Genomic DNA, 20,999 nt, shown 5'->3' on the forward strand with positions numbered 1-20,999 from the left:
AGGCGGCCTGAAAGCCGACCTGATCGTTCTGTTGAACGCATTCCCCTGTAGGAGCCGGCTTGCCGGCGATGGATGCCTACGATAACGCGTGCTGTCTGAATGAACGCGTTGCCCCGACGCTTTTCGCCGGCAAGCCAGTCTCGCTCCTACAAGGGATCGGCGTACGCTTTCTGATTCAACGTGGCGCACTTGCGTTTATCCCAGTTCCGTCAGGCGACGTCGAATTCTGCAAGAATGAATTTTGATCCGCTTGGTTGCAGTAAAAATCAAGGAATGAGGAATGTCCGAGAAAGGTGTAGGAAGTCTCCGAGACGCATAAACCGGGTTTTTATTCGCTTGATGCTCGCCTATAGTTTTCCCGTCACCGACAAATCGGTGATCGACTTTAGCCGGTCGTAACAGATGATGCACAAGCGCCCGTATAATCGCGGCGCTTTTTGCTGCCTGGCATCTACATGTTTATGGTAGCTGTGCGTGGGACACCTTCGGGTGTGCCGGGTTCATCTGTCCGGTCGGCTAACCCGCGTACAGCTACCACCCAAATTCGTTTAGCCGCGAAAGGGTGGGAGCTTCACCTATCAGATGAGATTCAAGCCATGCCCAAATTCCACCCGCTCCAAGGCAACTTCAGCGTCGGCCCGACGCTATACATCGACACCGAAGCCCGCGCTACAGATCTTCTTGAAACCGCTGTCCACCGACTCAAAGCCGCACGTAATCTGCTCAACAGCGTCACTTGCCTGTGTGTCAAAGAAGCCGAAGGTCACGACCTGGAGCATTTCGCCAACGCCGCACACATGTTGATCCAGGACGGCTGTGATGCCTTGGATGTGCTGGGCTGGACGCTGGAAAAAGCCGCACGCTGAAAACGAAAAAGCCGCGAAATGATCGCGGCTTTTTTTTGTCTGCGGGAAGCGGCTTAGTAACTGCTCTCCGGCAAACTCGCGATGATCGAGCGATAGCTGTTCATCCGTTGCTGCTGCACGCGGCCTTCTTCCAGCGCCTTGAGCAATGCGCAACCCGGTTCGCGGTCGTGCTTGCAGTCACGGAAACGGCAGGTGCCGATCAGGTCGTTGAACTCGATGAAACCGGCTTCGACGTCGGAACGGCTGACGTGGCCCAGGCCGAATTCGCGGATGCCCGGGGAGTCGATCAACTCACCGCCACCGGGGAAGTGGAACAGCCGCGCGGTCGTGGTGGTGTGAGTGCCCTGGCCGGACAGCTCGGACAACGGGCCGACGCGGGTTTCGACTTCCGGCAGCAGGCTGTTGACCAGCGACGACTTGCCGACGCCGGACTGGCCGACGAATACGCTGATGCGTCCGTCCAGTTGTTCCTGAAGTTGCTCCATGCCATTGCCGTGGTGCGCCGACACTTCCAGTACCGGATAACCCAGCGTGCGGTAAACCGCGAGCAAGGCATTCAGCGCCGGGGCGTTCTGCTCGTCGATCAGATCGAATTTGTTCAGCAGCAGCAGCGGCCGAATGCCGGCGTGCTCTGCAGCGACCAGATAGCGGTCAATCAAATTGGCGTGAGGCTCGGGCAGCGGCGCGAAGACGATGACGATCATGTCGACGTTGGCCGCCACCGGCTTGAGCTGGCCACGACTGTCCGGGCGGCAGAGTTCGGTTTTGCGCGGCAGTTGCGCCACGATCACCCCGATGCCCTGGTTGCCGGCACGCCAGACCACCTGATCACCGGTCACCAGCGCCGGCAGGTTGGCGCGCAAGTGGCAGCGGAACACCTGGCCGGCCAAATCGCCATCGAGGGCTTCGACTTCGACCTGCACACCGAAGTGTGCGATCACCAGGCCGGTCTGTTCCGGACCCAGGTCGCCACCCTCAAGTGCCTCGACAGCCGAGGACTCGCGTTTGGCGGCGCGGGCAGCGCGTTCGCCCTGAATCTTTTCGATGCGCCAGTTTTGACGACGATTGAGTTGGCGTTTGGCCATGGGTGTTCCGTATCAAGAATGCAGCGATTAGGTAAAACGGCCGCGAGTTTAGCACGCCCGGCCAACTCCCTAGGCTAAACTGCGCAGCATTGCCTAGGAGCCGACACATGCAAAACCCGCAGAATCTGATCTGGATCGACCTGGAAATGACCGGTCTGAACCCTGATACCGACGTCATCATCGAGATGGCCACCATCGTCACCGACAGTGATCTGAACACCTTGGCCGAAGGCCCGGTGATCGCGATTCACCACAGCGATGAAATCCTCGCCGGCATGGACGAGTGGAACACTCGTCAACACGGCGGCTCGGGCCTTACCCAGCGCGTGCGCGACAGCCGCATCAGCATGGCCGAAGCGGAAGCCGAGACCATCGCTTTCCTGGAGAAGTGGGTGCCGAAGGGCAAGTCGCCGATCTGTGGCAACAGCATCTGCCAGGATCGCCGCTTCCTTTATACGCACATGAAATCCCTGGAAAGCTTCTTCCACTACCGCAACCTCGACGTCTCGACTCTGAAAGAGTTGGCCGCACGCTGGGCGCCGGACGTGCGCGACAGCTTCAAAAAGGGTAGCACCCACCTGGCGCTGGACGACATCCGCGAATCCATCGCCGAGCTGCAGCACTACCGCAAGCATTTCATCAAGTTCTGATCAGGCGGTGCCTGTTCCGGCGCCTTCGCGGGCAAGCCTCGCTCCTACGGGTACAGCGCGACCCTGTAGGAGCGAGGCTTGCCCGCGAAGCAGTCGACTCGGTCTTCCTGGGTGATCGCCCTCTTTTGGTGCCCAGCCGAAATGGCTAGACTGCGCGCCTTCCTGCAAGGACCGCCACCATGTTGCTGATGCTTTACCTGATCGCCATCACCGCCGAAGCCATGACCGGCGCACTGTCTGCCGGCCGTCGCGGCATGGACTGGTTTGGCGTGGTGCTGATCGCCTGCATCACGGCGTTGGGCGGCGGTTCGGTGCGCGACGTGCTGCTCGGTCACTACCCGCTGACCTGGGTCAAACACCCGGAATACCTGGTGCTGACCTCGGTTGCGGCCATGGTCACAGTTTTCACTGCACGCTGGATGCGCCACCTGCGCTCACTGTTTCTGGTGCTCGACGCCGTGGGTCTGGTGGCGTTCACGCTGATCGGCTGCATGACCGCGCTGGAAATGGGCCACGGCATGCTGGTGGCCTCGGTCAGCGGCGTGATCACCGGGGTGTTCGGCGGCATCTTGCGTGACATTTTCTGCAACGATATCCCGCTGATCTTCCGCCGCGAACTCTACGCCAGCGTCTCCTTCGCGGCGGCGTGGTGCTACATGCTGTGCATCTATCTGCAACTGCCCGGTGAACAGGCAATTCTCATCACCCTGTTTGGTGGCTTCTTGCTGCGGTTGTTGGCGATTCGTTTTCACTGGGAAATGCCGAAGTTCGTTTATAACGACGAGCAATGAGCGGCAATGCTTACATTCGTCAAGAACGGCACGAATGATCTATAGAGCTGCGGTATATATGTAGCGTTTGTCAGGCGAGTAATTAAATAAGCTGTGGTTTTCCACTGTTTAAAAAGGTTACTTGCATGTCTGATTCAGACTCGACAAACGCGCCGCCCGACGCGCATCAAACGTTGATAATAAAGTCGATTCCCGACTGGTTGATTCGTGCGCCTGCCGAAAGACGCCTGGCATTGAAAAACGCCGGGGTTGTTTTTCCGGACTGGTGCCGCTCGGCATCCGGCGCCAGTCATGAGGCCTTGAAGCAGGCGACTCAACGTAGCTGGGTTTCGCAAACCCGGGTGGACCGCCTGTTTGAAGGCCTTGCCGACGTTCGCGCATTTGCCGAGCCGTTGCTGACTCAGGCCCTGAAAAGTCAGTTCGAGATAGAACTGGATGTCAGGAAAACGTACCTGCGACTCTATGTCCCCAAAGATTTACCGGTCCGCTATGAAGTGACAACGATTTCACTTCTGGATGCTGCCTTGCATAACTTCGAAATGAAGGAGGCTGCAGCGCGTTATTTTGACAGTGCTTCATGTTTTATCACTGAGCCCGGTGCGACCGGGCAGTTCGATATTCTTCCGATTAATAGCCGCTTGTCTGTCGCGGCATTTGCCTCGCTGTGCCGACAACTTGATATCGGAGGGCGCTACAACCAGCAACTTGAGGCGCTGTTGTTACCTGCGGATGCTGCGGCCAGAGCGATGCTGGCCCACAAAGTCATTACCAGTCAGCAGGATCGATTCAGGGTGGCGACACTCCTGGCACGAATGAAAGGTGACATTGGGCAAGCTGAACAGACGTTGTTGCCGGGCCTGCTCACAGAGCAAAAAATACCGTTGCCTGGCGCAAAAGCGCTGCGTTTGTATCAACTGAGCCTCCTGGGAACGGCGTTGACCGGCATCGTGCTGTTCTCGGCGGATCCAGAACATTCTCGCGAAGTTGAACCGGTGATTGCCTACATCCCCGATGACCCAGAGCACCCGCTGAAAACCTATGCCTCCACCCGCGAATTCGTGGACGAACTGACCCGGCAATTGCGCTCTACCGATTACCAGCGTTTTTTTGCCAGATTTGTCGCTCACGACCAACGAGGCACCTTTTTCGCCACGTTGCTTAACTTGCTCAACGCCGCAGCCCCCGATGCGCGTCCCAACCTCAGGATGCAAACACAGCGCGTGGGTCCGCAATTGTGGACCTGGCTGTATCAATCCCGGCTGAACCAGATCCTCAATGACGCGCGCGTCATGGCCGTGCCTACCGCAGACGAAGACCGCAAGTCGCGTTGGGAGCAATGGGACCGCCTGGAAAAAGTCGCCACCATTGTGCTGGAGGTCGCGGCGCTGGCGGCGATCCCGTTCGTGCCGTTTCTGGGCGAACTGATGTTGGCCTATACCCTGTACCAACTGCTGGACGACACGTTTACCGGCATCCTTGATTGGGCCGAAGGGCAGTTGATCGAAGCGTCGGCGCATTTGCTGTCCATTGCTGAAACGGTCGCCCAGTTGGGCGCGTTTGCCTTGGGCGGCCTGGCCGTCGGCAAACTGCTGTCCGTTGCCCCCGGCGCTTTCGTCAGCCGTTTGAAAGTCGTTGATATGGGGGCAGGCCAGCAACGATTGTGGAATCCCGATCTGAGTGCGTATGAGCGTGCGGTGCGCTTGCCAGCCGACTCCCGGGCCGATGCGCTCGGTTTGCATCGGCATCAGGGCGCGAGGGTGCTGCCTCTTGATGGGAAAACCTATGAAGTGGTGGCGCCCGAGACTGACGGGAATGTCTATCGCATTCGCCACCCGGACAGGCCGGATACCTACAAACCACAACTCGCTCACAACGGCGCAGGAGCGTGGGCGCATGAGGTTGAGCGCCCCATGGAGTGGCGGCGCGCGCAACTGTTTCGTCGCCTGGGGCATTCGGTGGCCGAGTTTTCGGATGTCACGGCTGGACGCATTCTGGCGGTAAGCGGCATCGACGAGGCAGTGCTGCGCGACATGCACGTTCATACCCGGCGCCCCCCGGCCTTGCTCGAAGACACCATCCGGCGTTTCAAACTCGATCAGCAGATTCAGGCGTTCATCGCGCAGATGCAAAGCACCGATTCGCGGGTGTATTTGAAAGCCGATCCGCAGATGCAGGTGCAACTGCTGCAAGCTCAGGGCGTCAGCCTGCGGGACAGCCAGCTGCGAAGCGGCGATCTGGTTCGAAGCGTGGTTGAAACACTTGAGGATGCGCAGCTGAAAAAACTGCTGGGTGAAAGCCCTGCGTTTGGCGATTCATTGCCAGGAATCGACGTGCGGGCCGCCCGATTGCGCCTCAGAATCGCGGGTTGGGCACAGGAAAGTCGCGGCAGTTTGTTCGAGGCACGTGAGCGCCACTTTGAGCTGAGCAGTGATGAAAACACCCGGCAGATACGCCGGATTTTTCCTGATCTGCCTAAAACCATCGCTGAAGAATTATGGCGTCATGCAGAGGCTGCCGATCGTTTGCACATGCAGCACAACCCCGGAATCACCCGGCGAATGGCGCATGAAGCGCTGTTCTATCTACGGGAAGTGCGCCTCAGCAGGGCGTACGAAGGGCTTTATCTGGAGACGAGTGCGAATCCGGACTCCGACAGGCTGGCGCTGCATGGGCTCGAAAACCTGAACGGCTGGTCGCCAGATGTGCGTATAGAAGTGCGTGACGGCAGCGTTGACGGTGCGTTGGTGGACAGTATCGGTGGTCCCGAGGCCCCGATCCGCAGAGTCCTGGTCAAACAGAATGGCCAGTACCAGGCCTACGATGGCTTCGGCAAGGAGCTGCACGCATTCGACGATCTCTACGGCGCCGTCCAGCATGCCCTTCCCGATGCTCAGCGCCGGGCGTTGGGTTTGCCTCATGTCGGGCAGGGCGCGGGGCTCCGGCAGGCGGTCAGGCAACAATCACTGATGCCTCGCTCGCAAGCCAGGGCGTTGCTGGGACAGCCGCCTTTGGAGGCGGGTGCTCGTTCGCCCATGGGGCTGGCCGTGGGGCGTTCTGGCTATCTGTTGGGCGGTGGCGATTTTGTGCCGGAGCCAGCGCGTTCCGTAGAGCAACGGCTTCAAACGCTGTACCCGACGCTCTCCGAGGAAGAAATGACGACGCTACGCAGCGAGCGATTGATCGGGGAGCCGGTGCTGGCCGTTGCGCGCCTGGAGAATGAATACGTCACGTTGGTCAATGAATTGGAAATGTGGAGCAATGACGTGCCGTCCCATCATCCGACCAGGGGATCGATGCTCACAGAGGATGAACGCTCTATTCAACGCCAGGGCAGAAAACTGTTCGCGCAGGAGTTGCAGGCGAATTGGAGTCGCAGACTGACGACGGCCAACCGCTACACACCGACCACGCTTGATTACGATCTGGAGATACTCGGTGAGTTACCGGTGTTGTCGGCAGACTTCAGCCATGTTCGTGAGTTGTCTTTGAGCAGCAGCGCCGGGTTGGGCGGGCATTCCTTTCTCGCCAGCTTCCCGGGTGTGCGGTACCTGACATTGTCAGGCTTCGCGCTGGATACTTTGCCCTTGGAAATCTATCAGATGAGGGCACTGGAGACGCTGACCCTTGATGACTGTGCTATCGAACTGAATGAGGCTGCGGTCGAAGGCCTCGCGCATATGGAGGGTTTGACGCTTTTACACCTGGACCACAACCTGCTTGGGTTGACTCCCGATGTTCGTTACATGAGCAGGCTGGACAGTCTCTACTTGAAGAACACAGGTTTGATGGATGTGCCTGTCGGATTGTTCGATCTTGAACAGTTGGCGTTTGCCGATCTGAGGTTCAATCAGATCACCACATTGCCGGATGAGCTGTTTGAAGTTTCTGATGCGCGAGATGTCAATTACAACTTGTTGGGTAATCCGTTGAGTGGAGCCTGCAGGTCGCGTATTGAAATTTATATTGAGGGCTCCGGTTTTGATAAAAAGATAATGATTCAATTTGATGGTGTGCTGGATGAAGAAATCGATTGGCAGGAAGCGCCTGATTCGGACGACAGCGGAGTTGATGAGGGGGATTCGGACTGAGTCGGTTGTAATGCTTTGTAAGTGATTGCTTGGGTGGAAAGTTACATGTTTAAGTTTGTGGTAATTACTGCATTGAGGTGTTGATTCTTTCTTGTTATTAGTCGGTGATGCGACCCGTTGAGTCGATTAATAACCAGCAAGGAATGCGTCATGAGTAATATTCAAGGCTTGACTGCCACTGTAGAAAGTAACAAACCTTCCATATCAGGATTGTCAAAACTGGAAGTCCGCTTCGAAGCCCCCGGTGTCGAATCAAAAAAAGTGTATGCCAATGGGCGGATGCAAGTTCGCGTCTGGGTGTTCGTCGAAGCGGTAGATGAAAATGGTGATGCAGTTGAAATCGACCTTTCCCCGCTTCAATTCTCCGCAAAGCTGATTCATTTCCACAATGGCCAGCCATTGGAAGGGGAGTCGTATCAAAATCTGCCACTGGCTGGTTGGAATGCCAGTCGTTACGAAAACGGGTACACCCATGACATGCCCGGAGGCGTTCAGTCCGGCAGCGCAGGGAGCAGCAGCGGAACGCCCGTAGAGTTCTGGGTTTCATCGGCAATCGACGGGCAAGCACAAATCGCTGCTGAAGTGACGGTGCAGGGCAAGGTTTACCGAAGCAATAACACCCTGAATCCGGATGGCCGGAAGATTTCCAGAAGTGTTGTGATTCATGCGGAAAAAAGCCCTGATTATGGCGTGGAGCAATTTACGTGGCAGTCGCATGAACTCCGCGGATCGTTTGAGGGCGATCTATTGTTTCGATACAACTTGGGGCTGTATCCAGGCGGCAAGCAAGTAAAACTGCTGCGTTGGGAAAGTCGTCAGTACGAAGTCGGTGGTACCTACCCTGTTTTATTCTGTGATACAGGCTTGATTCTGGGGCGGGATGCGCCGAGGTCCTTCGTGGGTGTCATTGCTCCTTCTCGGGCAACAGAGTTGGATGTCTACGTTTCTGAGTGGCGCAAGGTTGAAGTAAACCAGCGTTCGGGGGAGTTGACAGTTATAAAGGGTGTGCCTCCGCAGTATGTTTACACTAATCAAGTGAGAGTTGAATCTTTTCACTTTGTCGCTTTCGATGAGTTCGGTAATACGCACAATCTGTCGATTGAAATCGATATTCCTAATGATGAGTTTGTGTTGAGAAGAGGCTGAGAATCCGTTGGGTCAAAGCTTTGATCAAGATATGTGCGCAGCTGATGTGCTGCGTGATGATTCAATATTCATGAGTTCTAGGGGTATCTGATAATGACAGTCACTGAAGTGGCGAGCGTCTATTCCAATGCGTTTAATTTTGATGAGTTTCTCTCCGGCGGGGTCGACCCCCGTACCGGTATTTACACCTGTTCGTTGATGCTGAGTGACATCAAGTCCGCGGAGTTGAACGGGCTTTCTTTGCCAATCAACTTGTCCTACAGCCCACTCAACAGTACCGACAGCGGTTTCGGCATCGGTTGGTCGATGGCAATGACCCGTTACGATGCGGGCAATGAAATACTCGGTTTGTCCGGTGGTGGAAGTTTCAAGACGAAGCAGACAGCCACCCACCTGGTCTTCGATGAGTTGAAACTTGAGACGCTCAAGGTCGAACGGTCTGGGCCAGGGCGTTTTGACGTCATCCATAAAAATGGTATGCGTGAAGAGTTGAAGATCTTTGAGGGCAGCGATGTAGCGGTGCCGATGAGGATTGTTGGAGCCAATGGCGCTGCTATCACGCTCGACTACACCGCCATCAACGGGCAACCGGCGTTGGTCGCTGTGAAGGACTCACAGCGTACGTTGCTGAGCATTTCCCGTACCAGGGGCAAGGTTACGCTGACGCAATACCCCGGCACCGAATGTGAAGCCAGCTTTGTGTTGTCGCTCGCTAACAACGCGGTGGCCTCCATTGATTTGCCCGTAGGCGGGTCCTGGTTTCTGACCTATGAGCCTTTCGGCAATCTCCAGTGCCTGACCCAGGTCGATTCGCCGCTAGGGGCGCGAGAGATAATCGGGTATCAGGAAGCGGGGCATCAATTCCCGCCCGGTTCGCCGATTCGCTCCATGCCTTATGTGATCTCCCATACCGTGTACCCACGGCAGAATCAGCCCGCGATCACGAAAAATTATGAGTTCTCGCAGAAGAACTTTCAGGGCTTCGATGACGAAGGCAGGCGTTGGTCCCCGGACGGTGACACGCTCTACAAGAGCTCGTCGGGCTATGAGTATTCTTCGACCGAAAAACTGATGGCGGGCACAAAGGTCCACAGCTCCACGGTGCGCACCTACAACAAATATCATCTGCTGGTTTCGCAGGTGGCGACCTGTCAGCAGATGATCACCACCCGGTCCACGGTGTACCACATCGATTCGGGCAAGAGCTTTCTCGAGCAACCTGCGCAGTTTCGATTGCCCAAAGTCCAGACGTTACGCTACGAAAACCGCACCGCCGGGACATCACGCGAAGAGCTTATCCACACCGAATTCGATGGGGCAGGCAACCTGCTCAAACAGGTCGGACCGGATGGCGTCACGACCCTGTCCGAATTTTATCCCGCTGCCGGAGCGGAGGGGTGCCCTGCCGACCCATTGGGGTTTGTCCGGTTTGAGAAGCAGAGAACCATCATCCCGGCATCGCAAGCATCGGATAAACCAAGCGCCGCCTCGACGGTGATGCGTTATCGCTATGCCTTGCACGCCTCGTTGCAAGGTTCGCCGGTGACCGCCGTGCTGCCTGTCGAGGAGAGCTTTTATGAGCTGAACGCAGACGCTGAAATTCTGCGTTCGAAAACGCAACGGGTCTACGTCAATCAGCCTGATGACCCGCTGCGCCATGGCTTGCTGCAAAAACAAACCATCACGCAAAACGCCTTGGCGACGGTTACCGAGTTTTCCTATGTGCTCGACAACAACCGGCTTGAAATTCAGAGCACCCTCAAGGGGTTCGATGGCACCGTCAAAACCGCGGCTCAGACACTGTCATCGCTCAACGGCACGAAGCTGGGCGAGCGCGGCGAAGACCAAGGTGAGGTCGCCTACACGTTCGACGCCATTGGCCGGCCCCTGAGCGAAACGTTTTCGCCGGGCACGGCCAACGCCGCCACTCGCCGCATGGTTTATCAGGCGGCCAGCAATAAAGCTCCGGCGACGATGCTCACGACAGATCTGCTCGGCGTTCAGCAAAAAGTTGTGTACGACGGCCTCGGGCGCGTCGTCGCCGTCGAAGAGCAGGATTGCGATAACCCGGACGAAGTGGCCAGGACCCAGTTGTTCGTTATCTATACAGCGCACCACGATGCGCAGGGCCAGTTAGTGGAGCAAACGCACTCTGACTGGTGGGACGGGGTTGCCCGGCCGGTCAAGACCGGGTTTGTCTACGATGGCTGGGGACAGGTCAAGACCACGCTTCACGCTGACGGGCGCAAGGAGCATTGCGCAATCGACCCTGTGGCCCGCACTGAAACCCGCTGGCTTGAGGGCATGGGCAAGTCTGTCACCGGCCTCAATGTTTTCGGCAAGCCTGATCGTATCGAGTCGTTCAATATTGCGGGTGAAACCCAAGGCGCAATCGTTCATGGCTATGACGGCATCGGCCGAGCCATCAGCCAGACCGATCCTGTCGGCAACACCACCACCTATGAGTACGACGTGTTCAATCGGTTGCGGCGCAGCGTCTTGCCCGACGGGAACACCGTGCAGACCGACTACGCGCTGCACAGCCAGGCGTCGCTTGCCACTGAAGTGAAAGTGGCGGACCAAAGTCTTGGGCGGCAGACATTCGATGGCTTGGGCCGCTTGAGCGAAAGCACCGTGGGTGGACGCGCGGTCACTGCGGGCTACGCGGCAGGATTCACGCAACCGATCTGGCAGAAAAGCGCCAGCGGTGAAAAGGTCGAGTTTGTTTATGCGCGCGATTTCGGCGGGCGCGTGACGCAACGCAAGGCGACCGGACTGGACGCCGGATTCACTTACAGCCCACTGCACGGGCAATTAGCCAGTTGTGTCGAGCAGGAGCGGGAAACGCGCTTCGAATATCACCCTTCCGGACGCCTGAGAAGTGAAACCACTGCGCACGCGGGCGTGGACCGGACGGCTTCGTACACGTACACGTTCGGTGGCCGGCCACTGACTTGCGTCGATGTCTTCGGTCAGGCACACAAGACGGAGTACGACGAATGGGGGCGGGCAAAGTCGTTTGAGCAGAATTCGCTCAAGGCCGATTTCATCTACAACGCTGTGGGCCTGCTGGAACGGGTCGACTCGCAGGATACTCAGGCCAAGCGTTCCATGACGACCCGCCTGATCTACGACGATCAGGGGCGAGAAATTTCGCGCAGCTTTGAGGTCAAGGGCGCTGCTACTCAGACCCTGAAATCGAGTTACGACCTCGCCGGCAAGCTGACGCAGAAGGTACTGGGCATCGGTGAAGACGTGCTGCGCGACGAACGCTTCGACTACGACGCCCGAGGTCGACTGGGCAGCTACACCTGTAGCGGAACGCTGCGGCCACGCGATCCCTTTGGCAAAGACATTATCAAGCAGACCTACGTTTACGATGCGCTGGATAACATCGTCAGTCTGCAAAACGATTTTCCCGGTGGCAGCAACACCACGACCTTCACCTACAGCGCTGTCGATCCCACGCAACTGATCGAGGTTCAGCACTCTCACGCGGATTATCCGCCGCCGGTTACGCTGCAATATGACGCCAACGGCCAGATGATCCAGGACGATCACGCTCGTGCGCTGAGCTACGACGCACTGGGGCGATTGACGCAAATCGCTGCGGCATCCGGGGCGGTGATGCGCGGCTATCACTACGATGCGCGCGATCGCCTGGTCGAGCTGTCACAACCCGTCGGGCCGGGTGCCCAGCGCTTCTATCATGACGGGCGGGTGATCAACGAGATCAGCGGTGCTGACCGTCGTACCTGTGGGCGCCAGTCCGGTTTATTGCTGGGGGAACAGCAACAGGGCGCGGGCGCTGGATTGACGCTATTTGGCACAGACCTGCAGCAAAGCGTTTTGATCGCCGAGTCCGGCACACAGCGCGACGAAGTTGCCTACAGCCCCTACGGATATCGTCCTGCCGAAGGCGGGATATTCAGCCAGGCAGGATTCAGCGGTGAGCAGCTTGACCCGTTGACCGGGCTTTATCTGCTAGGCAATGGTTACCGGGCCTACAGCCCGACGTTGATGCGTTTCCTCAGCCCGGACAGCTTGAGCCCGTTTGGCGCGGGTGGATTGAACCCATACGCTTACTGCCTCGGCGACCCGATCAATCGGGTTGATCCAACTGGGCATGTTTCCTGGCAATCTGCCTTGGGCGTTGGCCTTTCGCTGTTCAGCATTGCGACCAGCATCCTGACCTTTGGCACAACCACGCCGCTGGCGGTCGCTAGCCTGACGTTGGCGCTGGCGTCCGGGATCGCCGGCATTGCGAGTGAGATTGCCCACGAAGTGATGCCGCAATCGGAGCTGGGTGACGTCCTCGGCTACGTGAGCCTGGGGTTGGGGCTGGCGTCTTTTGCGGCTGGCGCCGGGGCGTCAGCTCAGGGCGCCGGCAAGGTCGCGGGAGCGTTCCGGTCAGGCTTGAGCGGCGATGCACAAGGAGCGGCGAAAGCGATGGCCAGCGGGATGAGCGGAAGAAGCGCAAGGGCTGGATCATCTACTCAGTCCGCAGAGGCATCCTCCGCAAAGTGGGTTTACAAGACTTACAACGCGCAGCGCAACATTCCGGGTTTTGAGTCACTGGATGATGCGAGCAGGGCAAAGTTTTTCCGGTTCAAGGACGCGATCAAGGATGAGGGGATGACACCGGGTCAGGCAGCCGAGCTGCTGGGCGGAAAAACCTACTACAACGAAATGGTGCCGTTCAAATCACCGCCCCCCAAGCGACTCCTCGAGCCCGGATACTTCAATGACAGCGGTTATACCGAGATCAGGCTCAACCAGGGAATGCGTCTGTTTTTCTATGTGAACAAAGACACTCGGACAGCGACCATGTTCAAGTTTGGTCATACGCAAAAAGGAGGTTGATGCCGGGTGGGGTGCAAAATCAGGCGTCGCGTAGTTCATGCTGACGCAACGCCCACTCCACATGCTCCCTAACCAACTCCGACGGGTATTCCCTCCGCGCCTTCAATGCTTCCAGCACCGGAATCGTTGAAGGCGCATTCCCCAAACCCACCGCCAGATTCCGCAACCAGCGCTCATAACCCGCCCGACGCAGCGGCGAGCCTTCGGTGCTGCTCAGAAACCGGTCTTCATCCCACATGAACAGTTCAGCCAGTTCAGCGTTGTCCAGGTTGTGCCGTGGCTTGAAGTCGCTTTCGCCGGACGGCCGGGCAAAACGGTTCCACGGGCAGACGATCTGGCAGTCATCGCAGCCGAACACCCGATTGCCGATCAATGGCCGCAGATCCTCCGGGATCGCGCTTTTCAGTTCGATGGTCAGGTAGGAAATACAGCGTCGGGCGTCTAGAACATAAGGGCCAACAAAGGCGTTGGTCGGGCAGATGTCGAGGCACGCGGTGCAGCGGCCGCAATGTTCGGTGGCGTGCGGAGGGTCTTCCGGCAGCGGCAGATCGACAAAGAGCTCACTGAGAAAGAAGTAACTGCCGGCCTTGCGATTCAAGACCAGCGTGTTTTTGCCGATCCATCCAAGGCCGGCCTTTTCGGCGATGGCTTTTTCCAGCACCGGTGCGCTGTCGACAAACGCGCGGTAGCCGAACGGGCCGATGACCGCCTGAATCTTTTCTGCCAGTTGTTGCACGCGTTTACGGATCAACTTGTGGTAATCGCGGCCCAAGGCGTAACGCGACACGTAGGCTTTTTCCGGTTGCGCCAGCAATTGCGCCATTTGGGTGTCGCCCGGCAGGTAATCCATGCGCAGGGACACCACCCGAAGCGTGCCGGGCACCAGTTCTTCCGGGTGTGAGCGTTTGCTGCCGTGGGCGCCCATGTAGTCCATTTCGCCGTGGTAACCGGCTTCGAGCCAGCGCGCCAGGTGCTGCTCATGCTCGGCCAGATCCAGGCCGCTGATGCCGACTTGCTGAAAGCCCAGCTCGCGGCCCCAGTCCTTGATGGATTGGGCGAGGGCGGGCAGGTCTGTGGTAATAGCGGGCATGAGGCGAGAGAAACCGGAGCTGAGGTGCGTATAATTCTGCCAGACATCGGAGCCCGAAGACGCATGCCGCACACTAAAGATGATTTACCCGACGTGCTGTACAGCGCCGCGCAAGTGCGAGCGCTCGATGCGAGCCTGATTGCGGCCGGTACGCCGGGCTTCGAATTGATGCAGCGGGCGGCGCGGGCGACCTGGCGTGCGTTGGTCCGGCACTGGCCGACGGCCAACGAACTGACGGTGGCCGCCGGTCACGGCAACAACGCCGGTGACGGTTATCTGGTCGCGGTGTTGGCCAAGCGTGCCGGTTGGCATGTGCGCGTGCTGGCGGTCGGTGATCCCCAGCGTTTGCAGGGCGATGCGGCGTTGGCCCACGCCGAGGCCCTGTCCGAAGGCGTCGCCGTTCAAGCCTGGGGTGCGCAGTCGGAGTTGCGTGGCGTTGTATTGGACGCCTTGCTCGGCACCGGTCTGACGGGCGAGGTGCGAGAGCCTTACGCCAGTGTCATCGCGGCGATCAATGCCAGCGGCCTGGGGGTTGCGGCGGTGGATATTCCCTCGGGCCTTTGTGCGGATACAGGAAGCGTGCTCGGCGCGGCTGTCCGGGCGGACCTGACCGTGACCTTCATTGGTTTGAAACTGGGCCTGTTCACGGGCGAGGCGGCGGACGTGGTGGGCGAGTGGGTCTTTAATGATCTGCAAGCTTCGCCTGAGTCTTTGAGCGGGATCGCCATCAGTGCTCATCGTCTGACGGCCGGTAACTTGCCGCGTCTGGCGGGGCGTGCGCCGACCGCCCATAAAGGCAAATTCGGCCATGTCTTGCTGATTGGCGGTGATCGCGGTTTCGGCGGTGCCATTTTGCTGAGTGCACAAAGTGCGCTGCGCAGTGGCGCCGGCATGGTGTCGGTGGCCACTCGCGGCGAGCACGTGCCAGCCGCACTGGCCAGAATTCCCGAGGCGATGGTGCTGGGCACTTCGTCGGCGAATCAGCTGATGGGTTTGCTGCAAAAGGTTTCCGTGCTGGTGGTCGGTCCGGGCTTGGGGCAGGCTTCGTGGGGGCGCAGTCTGCTGTCGGCGGCGGCCAATGCGCCGCTTCCACAAGTCTGGGACGCCGATGCGTTGAATATGCTGGCTGACGAACTCGTGAGCCTGCCCAAAGACTGCGTGATCACGCCGCATCCGGGGGAGGCGGCACGGTTGCTCGGGATCAGTACCGCTGAGGTTCAGGCCGACCGTCCGTCCGCTGCTCACGCATTGAGCAAAAAATATACAGCTGTAGTGATTCTGAAAGGCGCCGGCAGTCTTATCGCCAGTCCCGACGGGCGTCTGGCGGTGTGTCATCAGGGCCATCCGGCCATGGCCGCTGCCGGTCTGGGCGATGTGCTGGCCGGTCTGGTCGGCGCGTTGCTGGCCCAGGGCATGGACGCGTTCGATGCGGCCTGCTTCGCCGTCTGGCTGCACGCCAATGCCGGCGCGCAACAAGGTAAATCGGGCCGTGGGCTGGCGGCCAGTGATCTGATTCCAGCCATTCGTCAGTTGTTGGAGGAGCAAGCACCGTGTCTGAAGTAACCCTGTACCTGGCTGATGAAGAAGCGATGACCGCGTTTGGCGCCCGCATCGCGAAAACCACCGAAGGGCACGGTCTGATTTTTCTGGAAGGGGATCTGGGGGCGGGGAAAACCACGTTGTCCCGCGGCATCATCCGGGGGCTGGGGCATGAGGGCGCGGTAAAAAGTCCGACGTTCACCCTGGTCGAGCCCTACGAGATTGGCGACATCCGCGCCTTCCATTTCGATCTCTATCGTTTGGTCGACCCTGAAGAACTGGAGTACCTCGGCATCCGCGACTATTTCGAAGACGATGCCTTGTGCCTGATCGAGTGGCCCGATAAAGGTGCAGGCTTTTTGCCAAAGCCCGACCTGACCATTACCATTAGCCCGCAAGACAGCGGGCGTTCGCTGAAAATTTTGTCCCAGGGCTCGCGTGGCGAGTCGTGGTGTGCCGCTTTGGCATTGGAAATCAATTAAATGATGGGGTCAGGTATGCGCTTTCGCGCGATGGTAGCTGCCGTAGGGATGTTGTTTTTGGCGGTGACCGTCGACGCTGTGGCCGAAACGAAGGTCAACAGCGTCCGTCTGTGGCGGGCGCCGGACAACACACGGTTGGTGTTCGACCTGACCGGGCCGGTGCAACACAGCGTTTTTACCCTGACAGCCCCGGACCGACTGGTGATCGACATCAATGGCGCGACCCTCGGTGCGCCGCTGAACGTGTCCACCGCCAACACCCCGATCACCGCCATGCGCTCGGCCCAACGCACGCCGACCGACCTGCGGGTGGTCATCGACCTGAAAAAAGCCGTCACGCCGAAGAGCTTCACCCTGGCGCCGAACGCCCAGTACGGCAACCGCCTGGTGGTCGATCTGTTCGATAACGCCGCCGACGCCGCGCCGATTCCTGCGCCGACCAACGTCGCGACCGTCGCGCCGGTACCGGTCACCCCGGTCGATCCCCCGGTCAAGCTGCCGCCCGCACCGGCCGGCAAGCGCGACATCATTGTCGTGATCGACGCAGGTCACGGCGGCGAAGACCCGGGCGCCTCGGGCTCTCGCGGTCAGCGTGAAAAAGACGTAGTGCTGGCGATCGCTCGCGAATTGCAGCGCCAGGTCAACGGCATGAAAGGCTTCCGCGCCGAACTGACCCGTACCGGCGACTACTTCATTCCGTTGCGTGGCCGTACCGAAATCGCCCGCAAGAAAGGCGCCGACCTGTTCGTTTCGATCCACGCCGATGCCGCGCCTTCGGCTGCTGCGTTCGGTGCCTCGGTGTTCGCCCTGTCTGATCGCGGCGCCACGTCGGAAACCGCCCGTTGGCTGGCCGACAGTGAAAACCGCTCCGACTTGATCGGTGGTGCCGGCAACGTCAGCCTCGACGACAAGGACCGCATGCTCGCAGGCGTGCTGCTCGACTTGTCGATGACCGCCTCGCTGACGTCCAGCCTGAACGTCGGCCAGAAGGTTCTGAGCAATATCGGTCGTGTTACACCTCTGCATAAACAGCGCGTGGAACAAGCCGGGTTCATGGTGTTGAAGTCGCCGGACATCCCGTCGATCCTGGTGGAAACCGGGTTCATCTCCAACGCCAACGAAGCCTCGAAACTCGCGGCGTCCAGCCACCAGCAAGCGCTGGCTCGCTCGATCAGCAGCGGCGTACGCCAGTTCTTCCAGCAGAATCCGCCACCGGGCACGTACATCGCCTGGCTGCGCGATTCCGGGAAAATCGCCCAGGGGCCGCGTGATCACCGGGTGAACCCGGGTGAAACCCTGGCGATGATCGCTGTGCGTTATCAGGTGTCCCCGGCCACCTTGCGCAGCGCCAACAACCTGAAAACCGACGAGCTGAAAATCGGTCAGACCCTGACCATTCCCGGCACCGAACTGGCATCCAAAGAATGAATCAGGCCGTGATCAACAGCGCTCGCATCGAGCTGCTCAGCCCACGACTGGCCAACCAGATTGCCGCCGGCGAGGTGGTCGAGCGCCCGGCTTCGGTGATCAAGGAATTGCTGGAAAACAGCCTCGATTCCGGCGCCAAACGCATTGACGTCGATGTCGAGCAGGGCGGCGTCAAGCTGCTGCGGGTGCGCGACGATGGCAGCGGCATTTCTGCCGATGACCTGCCGCTGGCCCTGGCCCGTCACGCCACCAGCAAGATCCGCAACCTGGAAGACCTTGAGCAGGTGATGAGCCTCGGGTTCCGTGGTGAGGCACTCGCCTCGATCAGCTCCGTGGCGCGCTTGACCCTGACCTCCCGCACCCGTGATGCCGATCAGGCCTGGCAGGTCGAAACCGAAGGACGGGACATGGCGCCCCGCGTGCAGCCTGCCGCTCATCCGGTGGGCACCTCCGTGGAAGTGCGGGATCTGTTCTTCAACACCCCGGCGCGACGCAAGTTTCTCAAAACCGAAAAAACCGAATTCGATCACCTACAAGAAGTGATCAAACGCCTGGCCCTGGCGCGCTTCGACGTGGCGTTCCATTTGCGCCACAACGGCAAAACCATCCTCAGCCTGCATGAAGCCCATGACGACGCGGCCCGCGCCCGGCGTGTGGCGGCGATCTGCGGCTCGGGGTTCCTGGAACAGGCGCTGCCGATCGAAATCGAGCGCAACGGCCTGCATTTGTGGGGTTGGGTGGGCTTGCCGACCTTCAACCGCAGCCAGGCGGACTTGCAGTATTTCTTCGTCAACGGCCGCGCCGTTCGCGACAAACTGGTGGCCCACGCGGTGCGCCAGGCCTATCGCGACGTGCTGTTCAATGGTCGGCATCCGACTTTCGTGCTGTTTTTCGAAGTCGATCCGGCCGGTGTCGACGTCAACGTGCACCCGACCAAACACGAAGTGCGCTTCCGTGACGGGCGCATGGTTCACGATTTCCTCTACGGCACCTTGCACCGTGCCTTGGGCGATGTGCGACCGGATGATCATCTGGCGGCACCGGTGGCGACTGCCATCGTTCGTCCGAGCGGCCTCGAGGCCGGTGAATTCGGTCCGCAAGGCGAAATGCGCCTGGCGGCCAATGCGCTGCTGGAGCAGCCCCAGGCGCAACCGTCGTTCAACACGCCGGCGGGCTCGGGCGCTGGTGCCGGTTATCAGTATCAATACACGCCGCGTCCTCAGTCCGGCGTGCCTGCGGCTGAAGCCCAGGCGGCTTACCGTGAGTTTTTTGCGCCGCTGCCGGAAGCCAATGCTGTCGCGCTGCCGGCCGGTCAGGACGATATTCCACCGTTGGGTTACGCATTGGCGCAACTCAAGGGCATCTACATCCTTTCGGAAAACGCCCAAGGCCTGGTATTGGTGGACATGCACGCCGCTCATGAGCGGATCATGTACGAACGCCTGAAAGTCGCCATGGCCAGCGAAGGCCTGAGCGGTCAGCCGCTGTTGGTTCCGGAATCTTTGGCCGTGAGCGAGCGCGAAGGCGATTGCGCCGAAGAAAACGTCGCGTGGTTCCAGCGTCTGGGCTTTGAGTTGCAGCGTCTCGGCCCGGAAACACTGGCTATTCGACAGATTCCGGCCTTGCTCAAGCAGGCGGAGGCCAATCGATTGGTTAGCGACGTGCTGGCGGATCTGATGGAATATGGCACCAGCGACCGGATTCAGGCGCACCTGAACGAATTGCTTGGCACCATGGCTTGCCACGGCGCGATCCGGGCGAATCGGCGTCTGGCCCTGCCGGAAATGAACGGTCTGCTGCGCGACATGGAAAACACCGAGCGCAGCGGTCAATGCAACCATGGCCGACCGACCTGGACCCAATTGGGCCTGGACGATCTGGACAAACTGTTCCTGCGCGGTCGTTGATGAGCCAGCTCCCTCCTGCGATTTTCCTGATGGGCCCGACCGCAGCGGGCAAGACCGACCTGGCCATCGAGCTGACCAAAGTCCTGCCTTGCGAGCTGATCAGCGTCGATTCGGCGCTGGTCTATCGCGGCATGGACATCGGCACCGCCAAGCCCTCGAAAGAGATTCTGGCCGAATTTCCCCATCGTCTGATCGATATTCTCGACCCGGCAGAGAGCTATTCCGCCGCGGATTTCCGCCGTGACGCCCTCGAAGCGATGGCCGACATCACCGCGCGGGGCAAAATTCCGCTGCTGGTGGGCGGCACAATGCTCTATTACAAGGCTTTGGTCGAAGGCCTGGCAGACATGCCGGCGGCCGATCCTGAAGTGCGCGCACAGATCGAAGAAGAAGCTGCACGCCTTGGCTGGCAAGCCCTGCATGACCAATTGGCGATCATCGACCCGGAATCGGCAGCGCGTATTCACCCGAACGATCCGCAGCGACTCAGTCGAGCGCTGGAAGTTTATCGTGTCAGCGGTCAGAGCATGACCGAGCTTAGACTGAGACAATCTGCGCAAAGTACTGAAGCAGCCGCTTCGGGACTGCAACAATTGCCCTATACTGTCGCGAACTTGGCCATTGCTCCGGCAAATCGTCAGGTACTGCACGAGCGAATTAAACAAAGATTCACTTTAATGTTGGAACAGGGATTCATCGACGAGGTCGTAGCCCTGCGTAAGCGAAGTGACCTGCATTCCGGGTTGCCGTCTATACGTGCAGTAGGCTACCGACAAGTCTGGGACTACCTGGATGGCAAGCTGACGCAAGCCGAGATGCAGGAGCGTGGAATCATTGCCACGCGCCAATTGGCAAAACGTCAGTTCACCTGGCTGCGCAGTTGGGCTGATTTACACTGGTTGGACAGCCTGGATTGCGACAATCTGCCGCGCGCCTTGAAATACCTGGGGACCATCTCCATATTGAGCTGAGTCCTTGCAATTGCCGTCTATCCTTGGGGGTGTGACGGCCACAAGCCATCTGTTTACCTATTTTTTATATTGAATCCTTAAAGGAGTGCGGCA

At 59.1% G+C, this 20,999-nt stretch carries 13 protein-coding genes; 11 read left to right on the forward strand and 2 right to left on the reverse strand.

Annotated elements, in window-relative coordinates; all coding sequences use genetic code 11:
- Positions 1-596: 596 nt before the first annotated feature.
- Complete coding sequence (locus PMI32_RS01225; protein WP_008035284.1) at positions 597-866, forward strand: hypothetical protein; 270 nt, start codon at positions 597-599, stop codon at positions 864-866.
- Positions 867-919: 53 nt separating this feature from the next.
- Here PMI32_RS01225 and rsgA read toward each other — a convergent pair whose 3' ends face one another.
- Positions 920-1,951 (reverse strand): small ribosomal subunit biogenesis GTPase RsgA, encoded by a 1,032-nt coding sequence (rsgA, locus tag PMI32_RS01220; RefSeq protein WP_008035286.1) that lies wholly within the window; start codon positions 1,949-1,951, stop codon positions 920-922.
- Positions 1,952-2,058: 107 nt separating this feature from the next.
- Here rsgA and orn point away from each other — a divergent pair, with 107 nt between their 5' ends.
- The 5 genes from orn to PMI32_RS01195 all read left to right on the forward strand — a co-directional run bounded on the left by orn (position 2,059) and on the right by PMI32_RS01195 (position 13,489).
- On the forward strand, positions 2,059-2,601 hold the full coding sequence (gene orn / locus PMI32_RS01215; protein ID WP_008035288.1) for an oligoribonuclease: 543 nt from the start codon (positions 2,059-2,061) through the stop codon (positions 2,599-2,601).
- 179 nt (positions 2,602-2,780) lie between these two features.
- Complete coding sequence (locus PMI32_RS01210; protein ID WP_008035291.1) at positions 2,781-3,392, forward strand: trimeric intracellular cation channel family protein; 612 nt, start codon at positions 2,781-2,783, stop codon at positions 3,390-3,392.
- A gap of 125 nt (positions 3,393-3,517) precedes the next feature.
- Entirely contained in the window at positions 3,518-7,480 is a 3,963-nt protein-coding gene (locus PMI32_RS01205) for a dermonecrotic toxin domain-containing protein (RefSeq protein WP_008035293.1), read from the forward strand.
- Between the two features lie 150 nt (positions 7,481-7,630).
- Positions 7,631-8,626 carry a hypothetical protein gene (locus tag PMI32_RS01200; RefSeq protein ID WP_008035299.1) on the forward strand — a complete coding sequence of 332 codons (996 nt, stop codon included), beginning with the start codon at positions 7,631-7,633 and terminating at the stop codon, positions 8,624-8,626.
- 93 nt (positions 8,627-8,719) lie between these two features.
- Positions 8,720-13,489, forward strand: coding sequence for an RHS repeat domain-containing protein (locus PMI32_RS01195; RefSeq protein ID WP_008035301.1), 4,770 nt, complete (start codon positions 8,720-8,722; stop codon positions 13,487-13,489).
- A gap of 19 nt (positions 13,490-13,508) precedes the next feature.
- On the opposite strand, the gene queG is transcribed toward PMI32_RS01195, so the two are convergent.
- Positions 13,509-14,579, reverse strand: coding sequence for a tRNA epoxyqueuosine(34) reductase QueG (queG, locus tag PMI32_RS01190; protein ID WP_008035303.1), 1,071 nt, complete (start codon positions 14,577-14,579; stop codon positions 13,509-13,511).
- Between the two features lie 63 nt (positions 14,580-14,642).
- Here queG and PMI32_RS01185 point away from each other — a divergent pair, with 63 nt between their 5' ends.
- Genes PMI32_RS01185 through miaA form a run of 5 tightly spaced genes read left to right on the forward strand, consistent with a single transcriptional unit; the run spans position 14,643 to position 20,906 of the window.
- Positions 14,643-16,142 carry a bifunctional ADP-dependent NAD(P)H-hydrate dehydratase/NAD(P)H-hydrate epimerase gene (locus PMI32_RS01185; protein ID WP_008035305.1) on the forward strand — a complete coding sequence of 500 codons (1,500 nt, stop codon included), beginning with the start codon at positions 14,643-14,645 and terminating at the stop codon, positions 16,140-16,142.
- Positions 16,130-16,600, forward strand: a complete 471-nt coding sequence (gene tsaE / locus PMI32_RS01180) for a tRNA (adenosine(37)-N6)-threonylcarbamoyltransferase complex ATPase subunit type 1 TsaE (protein WP_008035315.1) — start codon at positions 16,130-16,132, stop codon at positions 16,598-16,600. The genes PMI32_RS01185 and tsaE overlap by 13 nt, the downstream gene beginning before the upstream one ends.
- A gap of 48 nt (positions 16,601-16,648) precedes the next feature.
- Positions 16,649-18,028: an N-acetylmuramoyl-L-alanine amidase gene (locus tag PMI32_RS01175; RefSeq protein ID WP_404943243.1), complete on the forward strand. Its 1,380-nt coding sequence runs from the start codon at positions 16,649-16,651 to the stop codon at positions 18,026-18,028.
- Positions 18,025-19,935 (forward strand): DNA mismatch repair endonuclease MutL, encoded by a 1,911-nt coding sequence (gene mutL / locus PMI32_RS01170; protein WP_008035318.1) that lies wholly within the window; start codon positions 18,025-18,027, stop codon positions 19,933-19,935. The genes PMI32_RS01175 and mutL overlap by 4 nt, the downstream gene beginning before the upstream one ends.
- Positions 19,935-20,906: a tRNA (adenosine(37)-N6)-dimethylallyltransferase MiaA gene (miaA, locus tag PMI32_RS01165; protein WP_008035319.1), complete on the forward strand. Its 972-nt coding sequence runs from the start codon at positions 19,935-19,937 to the stop codon at positions 20,904-20,906. The genes mutL and miaA overlap by 1 nt, the downstream gene beginning before the upstream one ends.
- Positions 20,907-20,999: the final 93 nt, after the last annotated feature.

This window comes from Pseudomonas sp. GM60, from assembly GCF_000282415.1.
GTDB lineage: Bacteria > Pseudomonadota > Gammaproteobacteria > Pseudomonadales > Pseudomonadaceae > Aquipseudomonas > Aquipseudomonas migulae.

What these genes read in the sequence shown, in the direction of transcription:
- mutL (WP_008035318.1), top strand. Translation starts at nt 18,025, where the DNA reads ATGAATCAGGCCGTGATCAACAGCGCTCGCATCGAGCTGCTCAGCCCA.
- PMI32_RS01185 (WP_008035305.1), top strand. Translation starts at nt 14,643, where the DNA reads ATGCCGCACACTAAAGATGATTTACCCGACGTGCTGTACAGCGCCGCG.
- PMI32_RS01200 (WP_008035299.1), top strand. Translation starts at nt 7,631, where the DNA reads ATGAGTAATATTCAAGGCTTGACTGCCACTGTAGAAAGTAACAAACCT.
- queG (WP_008035303.1), bottom strand. Translation starts at nt 14,579, where the DNA reads ATGCCCGCTATTACCACAGACCTGCCCGCCCTCGCCCAATCCATCAAG.
- PMI32_RS01205 (WP_008035293.1), top strand. Translation starts at nt 3,518, where the DNA reads ATGTCTGATTCAGACTCGACAAACGCGCCGCCCGACGCGCATCAAACG.
- PMI32_RS01210 (WP_008035291.1), top strand. Translation starts at nt 2,781, where the DNA reads ATGTTGCTGATGCTTTACCTGATCGCCATCACCGCCGAAGCCATGACC.
- rsgA (WP_008035286.1), bottom strand. Translation starts at nt 1,951, where the DNA reads ATGGCCAAACGCCAACTCAATCGTCGTCAAAACTGGCGCATCGAAAAG.
- PMI32_RS01175 (WP_404943243.1), top strand. Translation starts at nt 16,649, where the DNA reads ATGTTGTTTTTGGCGGTGACCGTCGACGCTGTGGCCGAAACGAAGGTC.
- PMI32_RS01195 (WP_008035301.1), top strand. Translation starts at nt 8,720, where the DNA reads ATGACAGTCACTGAAGTGGCGAGCGTCTATTCCAATGCGTTTAATTTT.
- PMI32_RS01225 (WP_008035284.1), top strand. Translation starts at nt 597, where the DNA reads ATGCCCAAATTCCACCCGCTCCAAGGCAACTTCAGCGTCGGCCCGACG.
- miaA (WP_008035319.1), top strand. Translation starts at nt 19,935, where the DNA reads ATGAGCCAGCTCCCTCCTGCGATTTTCCTGATGGGCCCGACCGCAGCG.
- orn (WP_008035288.1), top strand. Translation starts at nt 2,059, where the DNA reads ATGCAAAACCCGCAGAATCTGATCTGGATCGACCTGGAAATGACCGGT.